We start from the raw sequence: 6,508 nt of genomic DNA on the forward strand, positions 1-6,508 counted from the left end.
AGGGGGGGGGGGGGGGGGGGAGGGTGCTCTCGTTGTGACTGCGACTGATATTATTCAGCCAGGCCGTATTTGACCACCATCTTTTCGAGTTCGTCCATGGTGAGCGGCTTGGGAATCACAAAGTTTTTGTTTTCGATGATCTTGCGGGCCAGCTCGCTATATTCGTTCGCCTGATTGTCCGAGGGATCGTATTCGGTGACGGTCTTTTTGTTAAACTCCGCCCTTTGCACGACGTTGTCGCGTGGCACAAAGTGGATCATATGAGTGCCGATCGCGGAGGTAAACTCATCGATAAACTCTCTTTCCCTGTCCACCTTACGACTGTTGCAGATGATGCCGCCCAGGCGCACGCCGCTCTGCTTGGCGAACTTGAGAAGTCCCTTGCAGATGTTGTTCGCGGCATAGACGGCCATCATTTCCCCGGATGCCACGATATAGACTTCCTGCGCCTTGCCGTCGCGGATGGGCATGGCGAAGCCGCCGCACACCACGTCGCCGAGGACATCGTAGAAGACGAAGTCTAGGTCGGGAGTGTAGGCTCCGTTGGCCTCCATCAGGTCGATCGCGGTAATGACTCCGCGCCCCGCGCAGCCGACTCCCGGCTCGGGGCCGCCCGATTCAACACAGTGAATGTCTTTAAAACCCACTTTAATGACTTTCTCGTTGGTGACTTTTTCCGCCCCCTGCTCCCGCAACACATCCATGAGTGTCTCCTGAGGCTTGCCCCCAAGAATGAGACGGGTCGAGTCCGCCTTGGGGTCGCACCCGTGAATAAAAATCTTCTTATTGTGAAAATAGGCCATGGCGGCCGCTGTATTCTGGGTGGTCGTGGATTTGCCAATGCCACCCTTTCCGTAGATCGCTATCTTTCGCATCGTAATACCCCTGCTTTTGAATGTTGGTCGGACACCTCAAAATGAGATTGCCCATTCGAAGCCCCAATTTAGCAGCGGGCGTGCCAACTCATAATATTGGAGCCTTAATATCTATACTTCAGGCCACTTTCTTTTTCTGAAGCCTCTACTATACACAACTCCGTACGATTTATCCGGAATAGTTCCCTTATGTATATTCCACGCTCCGCGCATTGTACCCGGACGAACTTTTCGTGCCACTGCTGTTCCCAGATGTAGTTTCCTCGAACCGTACCGCCGCGTATGAATACAACTCGCCATCACTCATCGTAAAAAAATGACCACGCCTGGTTGAAAAAGCCGGCTGCGGGGATGGCATGGCACGTGCTCATTTTGGAATCCGTCCGGTGAAAAACCGAATAAATCACGCCATCATGGGTGCAGGGGCATGTCCCACGGGGAATTCGCGACTCTGTCTTGGTGGAAAATTTAACACACGTCACACACACCTATGTCCTACCAAATCACACCCGAAAAATGCGTCGCCTGCGGCGCTTGCATTGCAGACTGCCCGATGGAAGCCATCAAAGCTGGTTCCCCTTATCGCATCGACCCCAAGCTCTGCATCGACTGCGGAGCCTGCGCCGACGCCTGCCCGGAAAGCGCCCCGCACTCCGAATAACCCCCGCGCGTGATTATCCGCCATGCAGCATCCTTCGCCACACCGCCTGCACCTCATCGATACCACGCTCCGCGACGGCGAGCAGGCAGCGGGCGTGGTTTTCTCCCAAGCCGACAAACTCGCCATCGCCCGCGCTCTCGTGGAGGCGCGCGTCCCGGAGCTTGAGGTGGGCATCCCTGCCGCTGGCGCCGGGGCCATCGACGACATCAACGCCGTGGCCGACGCCGTCGCCGGCCGTGCCCGGATCATCACTTGGTGCCGTGCCCTGCCCGGCGACATCGCCCTCGCGCGCGCCTGCCGCGTCACGGGCGTGCATCTCTCGTTTCCCGTATCCAATATTCACATGCGCATATGGGGCGCGACTCCCGCCACCGTGCTCGCTTCGCTCGACGAACTCACCGCCGCCGCCCGCGAGCACTTTGACCAAGTGACCGTTGGCGCGCAGGACGCTTCACGGGCTGATCCGGGTTTTCTGGCCGAGTTTGCCGCCGCCGCCGCCCGGACGCCCGCCGTCCGTCTCCGTCTCGCCGATACAGTCGGTTTCCTCACTCCCGACAAAACCGCCGGTTTGACCAGCCATCTCCGCCATGCAGCGCCCGCGCTGCCCGTGGAAATCCATGCGCACAACGATCTCGGCCTTGCCACGGCCAACACGCTCGCCGCCTTTTCCGCCGGAGCCTCCGCCGCCAGCCTGACGGTCAACGGGCTCGGTGAACGCGCCGGAAACGCCGCTCTGGAGGAGGTGGTCATGGCGCTCAAGGTTGCGCAGGGCATCGATTGCGGCATCGACACGAGCCGTTTTGTGGAGCTTTCCGCTCTGGTTGCGCGGGCCTCGCGGCGTCCCGTCCCTGTGCAGAAGCCGGTTGTGGGGGCGGGGGCGTTTCTGCACGAATCGGGCATCCATTGCGCGGGTCTCTTGCGCGACCGGCGCAGTTACGAGCCGTTTGATCCCGCCGATGTCGGGCATGCGGCGTCGGATTTTGTCCTCGGGGCCCACACCGGGGGAGCCGCTGTCGCCGCCGCGCTTGCGACGTGCGGTGTCACGCTCGCCAAAACCGAAGCCCGCCACCTTGCCGAAGAGGTGCGTTCCCGGGCGCAGGCTAGCGGGGTTCCGTTGACCGCAGCCGAGGCACTGGCGTTGCTTGCGGAATGGCGGAGCAACAGCTCTTCAGCAAGAGCACAACCCCATCTAACACTTAATGTTGCGAATCGATGACGACTTTTTTGACATGATGCTTCTTCTGCAAACGTTAACGGCATCAGAATGCAAAAACGCGTGTGGAAATGACACCGACGCTATGGGATCAATCCAAAGACGGTCCCGTCTCCTTGTGCAGCTGCCCGTAAGCGTGGATCTACGCCTCACGGTTTGATCAAAAACAATGACCGCCGGTAAGTTTGGTCGCTGTCGAGCCGCGCCTTGGAAAGCTGCTCCACGTGGCCGTCAACAAACACCACGGGGACTTTGCCGGTGCCGCGATCTGACGGCGGATTGTTCATCGGAGACTGGCCGTGGACCCAATTATATGTCTCCAAAAACCAACTACCGATTGGCGGCGTAAAAGTTATCGTCTCGGCGGTGGCAACCAGCACCAATCGTGACGGACTGTTTTCAATCTGATTCAAGGCAATCTCGCTTCCGTCCCTTTTGAAAATCTGGTTATTCGCGCCATAGTCGCCCGCGTTGTGATGCCGGTCTGCCGCCAGCATCGGGTCCACGTAAACCTCATTGATCGAGTACTCCGTGCCCTTGTAGTCCACAAAACGCCTTCGCCCGGTTGTCGGCAAATACGCGTTCAACCCCTTTTTCCAATCCGGATCATTCAGCCCCGTATCCGTCCACAACGGCGCGGTAAATCCTGACCCCTGCCCCAATGGCGGGAACCGGTCCTTGTTGTCCGCCAGATAAAGCTGCACGGCCTGCCCGATGGATTTGAGGTTGCCCACGCTGCGCGTCACGCGCGCCGACTCGCGCACCTTGCCAACCGTCGGGATGATAATCGCCGCCAGAATGCCGATGATTGCAATGACGGTCAAAAGTTCGACCAGCGTGAAAGCTGCAGCAGGGACGCAGAGTCGTTGGCATGGAGTATTTTTCATGGGGGGAAAGGAAGGGTGAAATGAACCAAGACATGGCATGGTTACCATGCCCGCCGAATTCCAATGGCGATCATCAAGACGCCAAGGCCCAGCAATGCGGCCATCGTTTTCGGTTCGGGGATAAAGGTATTGGAACTGATGTTTACATCCGTCAGCGTGATGGAATCAAAGATGTTTTGATTGGAAAGCGTAATGGCAAAAGTATCGAAGGTTGTGTAAGTTGAGGCCACGGACCAAGTGTGGCTGTAGCCGCTCAGTCCTCCGATTCCAAATGAGATACTCAGGGTACTCGCATCGGTGCGCGTGATCGTATAGGTAACGTCATATTCGGTACCGGATACAAAAGTTCTGGCTGTGCCCATTATGCCGCCTACCCCTCCCCCCGTGACCTCGGTATGGGCACCATTGTTTCCAAGAGTAGCGCTAGTGCCCGTTCGAACACGAAGCCCGCCATCGAAAGGAGATTGAGTGGTGGTCACCCTTGGACGCACAGCAACCCGATAACCAGTGTAACCGCTGAAGGGGTTCCCCGTGCCTCCCGTGGCCCCGAGGTTGTTGGCGGAAATCCGGCTGCCTCCCGAATCATAGAGGCCGAAGCCGAAGAGATTGGCCCCCCATGTGGAAGGGGTGCCCGTAAACGTAGCCGAAAACTTCAGCGACAGGCTTACCGAATCGCCAACATTCGACAGGCTCGCCGACGTGAAATACGTCAGGACGTGTCGAACCGCGTCCGCAGTGCCGTCATTCGTGGTGAACTGCACGCCGCCGGTCACGGGGATGCCGGAGCTGGTGGCGGAGTACCAGACATCGGGCACGATGGTGGCCGCCTGCGCGAGCGGCAATGCGACAGGAACGGCTGAACAGGTCAGAATCGTCACGCCCAGCACCAAGCTGGCACGATGGACGAAGGACGAAGTGATCAGATGCGTCACTTCAAATTTCATTTTTCGGGTAGTGTTCATAATATGCAAACGATATTGAGTATTTGCGACCTCCCTCCGGGCAGGAGAGGGAATTTCCTGAAAACTGCGCCATAAAAAACAAATTCGTCAATCATTTTTCGCTTTATTTTTTGAAATTTAAAACAAAAACTGAATCTTGTTCTTATATTCTAAACACTAAATTCCCATCTCCTCCATCCATTTTCCACGCTCTCTGGGCACCCATTTCACACATCCCACCATGCAAGACCTCACCCTCGAAGTTTCCCTGAAACCCTTTTGTAACCTCGACGACGCGGCCACGCTCGCCACCTGTGCCGAAGCCCTTCGCCAATGGGACCACCTCGCCCGCCACGCCTCCCGTGTCTCGATTCTCCTCTGGGCCTCTGATGGTTCTGAAATCCTCGACTACACCGGTGACCTCGACACCGAAATGGAATGGGCCCGCTACGTCGGCAACAGCAACTCCCACCTCGATATCCCCAGCGACCCGGAGAAAAAAAGTCTTCACTCCCGCGCCTACCTCTACCGCCCCGACGCCCGCCCGATCACCTACCGCCGTCTCGCGGCCATTGTCCGCGCTTGGCGCGAAGCCGCCTCCGCCGCGCCCGCCACCCAAGGAAAACCCTTCCGCGTCGGCCTCGCCTTTGACCCCGGCGGCGAATTCGCCCCCTCCGATTTCAAATACAAACGTCACCGCGAAATCTGCCTCTCCGACACCATGGGCAAGGCCAGCTTCGTCTGCTGCTACGGTATCCTGAACGCCGATACCCGCCGCTACGCCGCCTATCCCGACGGCATCCCGCAAGACACTGGCATCGGCACCTTCCTCGGACGCCAGTTTCGCCACCTCGCCACCGACATCGGCCTCGACTACCTCTGGCTCTCCAATGGCTTCGGCTTCGGCATGGAAACCTGGCTCACCATCGGCCCGCTCTTCGACGGCACCATTTTTACCGCCGCTGTTGACCCGCAAAAAGCCCGTGACACCCGCGACCGCATCCTCCGCTTTTGGCATGACCTCCGCGCCGAACTCCCCCCCTCCATCGGCATCGAAACCCGCGGCACCAACCTCGGCACTGCCACCGACCTCGCCAGCGACGCCACCCCTCTCCGCGAACTCTACGAAGGCGGCTTCGACTTCGCCCCGCCCCCCAATTCCCCCTGGGCCGCCATCAACGGCGACTTCGGCATCGAACTCGCCGGCTATATGTCTCGCCTCGCCGAACTTCCCCCAAATCGCACCGGATTCCCCTTCCGCTATTACCTTCACGATCCCTGGTGGCTCAACTCTCCCTGGCTCGACCGTTACGAAGGCCAGCCCCACGACATCTACCTGCCGCTCGCCACCGCCCGCATCGCCTCCGACGGTCGCATCCAAACCGCCGATACACTCAACCTCCTCAGCATCGACGACTCGCACGGCCACATGCCGGAAACCGTCCCCAATCAATCAACACCCCACCTCCTCCGTGCCTGGGCCGAACGCCCCGACTCCCCCGGTCCCCTCGTCTGGCTCTATCCCTTCGACGAAATCCACGACGCCATGTTCGGCGAATCCCCCGCGCCCGAACGCCTCTTCCACACCGACTGGTTTATCCGTGAGGCCATCAACGACGGATTCCCCATCAACACCGTCATCAGCACCCGCGCCTTCGACGCCCTCGCCACCGCTCAACACGTCCAACACCCGCTTGCCGGTCGCATCCTCGTCTCCCCTGCCCCGCTCGACACCGCCTCCGAACAACGCCTCCTCAACTGGATCGACCACGGCGGCGACCTCATCGTTTACGGTCCCCTCGACACCGCCCCCATCCTTCGCACCCGCCTCGGCCTCGCCGCCGCCGCCCCACTTTCCGGTAACATGATTGTGGATACCCCCCCCCCCCTCCCTGACCGCGCATTATCCCTCCCCCCCCCCCCCCCCCCGG

At 59.4% G+C, this 6,508-nt stretch carries 5 protein-coding genes and 1 pseudogene; 3 read left to right on the forward strand and 3 right to left on the reverse strand.

The features are described from left to right. Nucleotides 1–50: 50 nt before the first annotated feature. Entirely contained in the window at nt 51–875 is an 825-nt protein-coding gene (gene nifH / locus OBACDRAFT_RS23835) for a nitrogenase iron protein (protein WP_043589594.1), read from the reverse strand. Between the two features lie 490 nt (nt 876–1,365). On the opposite strand from nifH, the gene OBACDRAFT_RS23840 reads away from it, so the two are divergent. Together OBACDRAFT_RS23840 and OBACDRAFT_RS23845 are read left to right on the forward strand one after the other, a co-directional pair. Beyond that, complete coding sequence (locus OBACDRAFT_RS23840) at nt 1,366–1,536, forward strand: ferredoxin family protein (RefSeq protein ID WP_043589596.1); 171 nt, start codon at nt 1,366–1,368, stop codon at nt 1,534–1,536. Nucleotides 1,537–1,558: 22 nt separating this feature from the next. After that, nucleotides 1,559–2,752, forward strand: a complete 1,194-nt coding sequence (locus OBACDRAFT_RS23845) for a homocitrate synthase/isopropylmalate synthase family protein (RefSeq protein ID WP_052362504.1) — start codon at nt 1,559–1,561, stop codon at nt 2,750–2,752. Nucleotides 2,753–2,898: 146 nt separating this feature from the next. Here the strand turns inward: OBACDRAFT_RS23845 and OBACDRAFT_RS23850 are convergent, their stop codons facing one another. Further along, complete coding sequence (locus tag OBACDRAFT_RS23850; protein WP_043589597.1) at nt 2,899–3,636, reverse strand: type II secretion system protein; 738 nt, start codon at nt 3,634–3,636, stop codon at nt 2,899–2,901. 41 nt (nt 3,637–3,677) lie between these two features. Continuing rightward, a complete protein-coding gene (locus OBACDRAFT_RS23855; RefSeq protein ID WP_157837272.1) occupies nt 3,678–4,598 on the reverse strand; it encodes a hypothetical protein in 921 nt (306 codons plus the stop codon). A 220-nt stretch (nt 4,599–4,818) separates the two neighbouring features. Here OBACDRAFT_RS23855 and OBACDRAFT_RS23860 point away from each other — a divergent pair. Then, nucleotides 4,819–6,508 (forward strand): annotated as a pseudogene (locus OBACDRAFT_RS23860) (hypothetical protein); the annotation flags it as partial.

Source organism: Geminisphaera colitermitum TAV2 (genome assembly GCF_000171235.2).
In the GTDB taxonomy this organism is placed as follows: domain Bacteria; phylum Verrucomicrobiota; class Verrucomicrobiia; order Opitutales; family Opitutaceae; genus Geminisphaera; species Geminisphaera colitermitum.

Coding starts and splice junctions, on each gene's coding strand:
- OBACDRAFT_RS23840 (WP_043589596.1), top strand. CDS start 1,366: ATGTCCTACCAAATCACACCCGAAAAATGCGTCGCCTGCGGCGCTTGC.
- OBACDRAFT_RS23855 (WP_157837272.1), bottom strand. CDS start 4,598: ATGAACACTACCCGAAAAATGAAATTTGAAGTGACGCATCTGATCACT.
- OBACDRAFT_RS23845 (WP_052362504.1), top strand. CDS start 1,559: ATGCAGCATCCTTCGCCACACCGCCTGCACCTCATCGATACCACGCTC.
- OBACDRAFT_RS23850 (WP_043589597.1), bottom strand. CDS start 3,636: ATGAAAAATACTCCATGCCAACGACTCTGCGTCCCTGCTGCAGCTTTC.
- nifH (WP_043589594.1), bottom strand. CDS start 875: ATGCGAAAGATAGCGATCTACGGAAAGGGTGGCATTGGCAAATCCACG.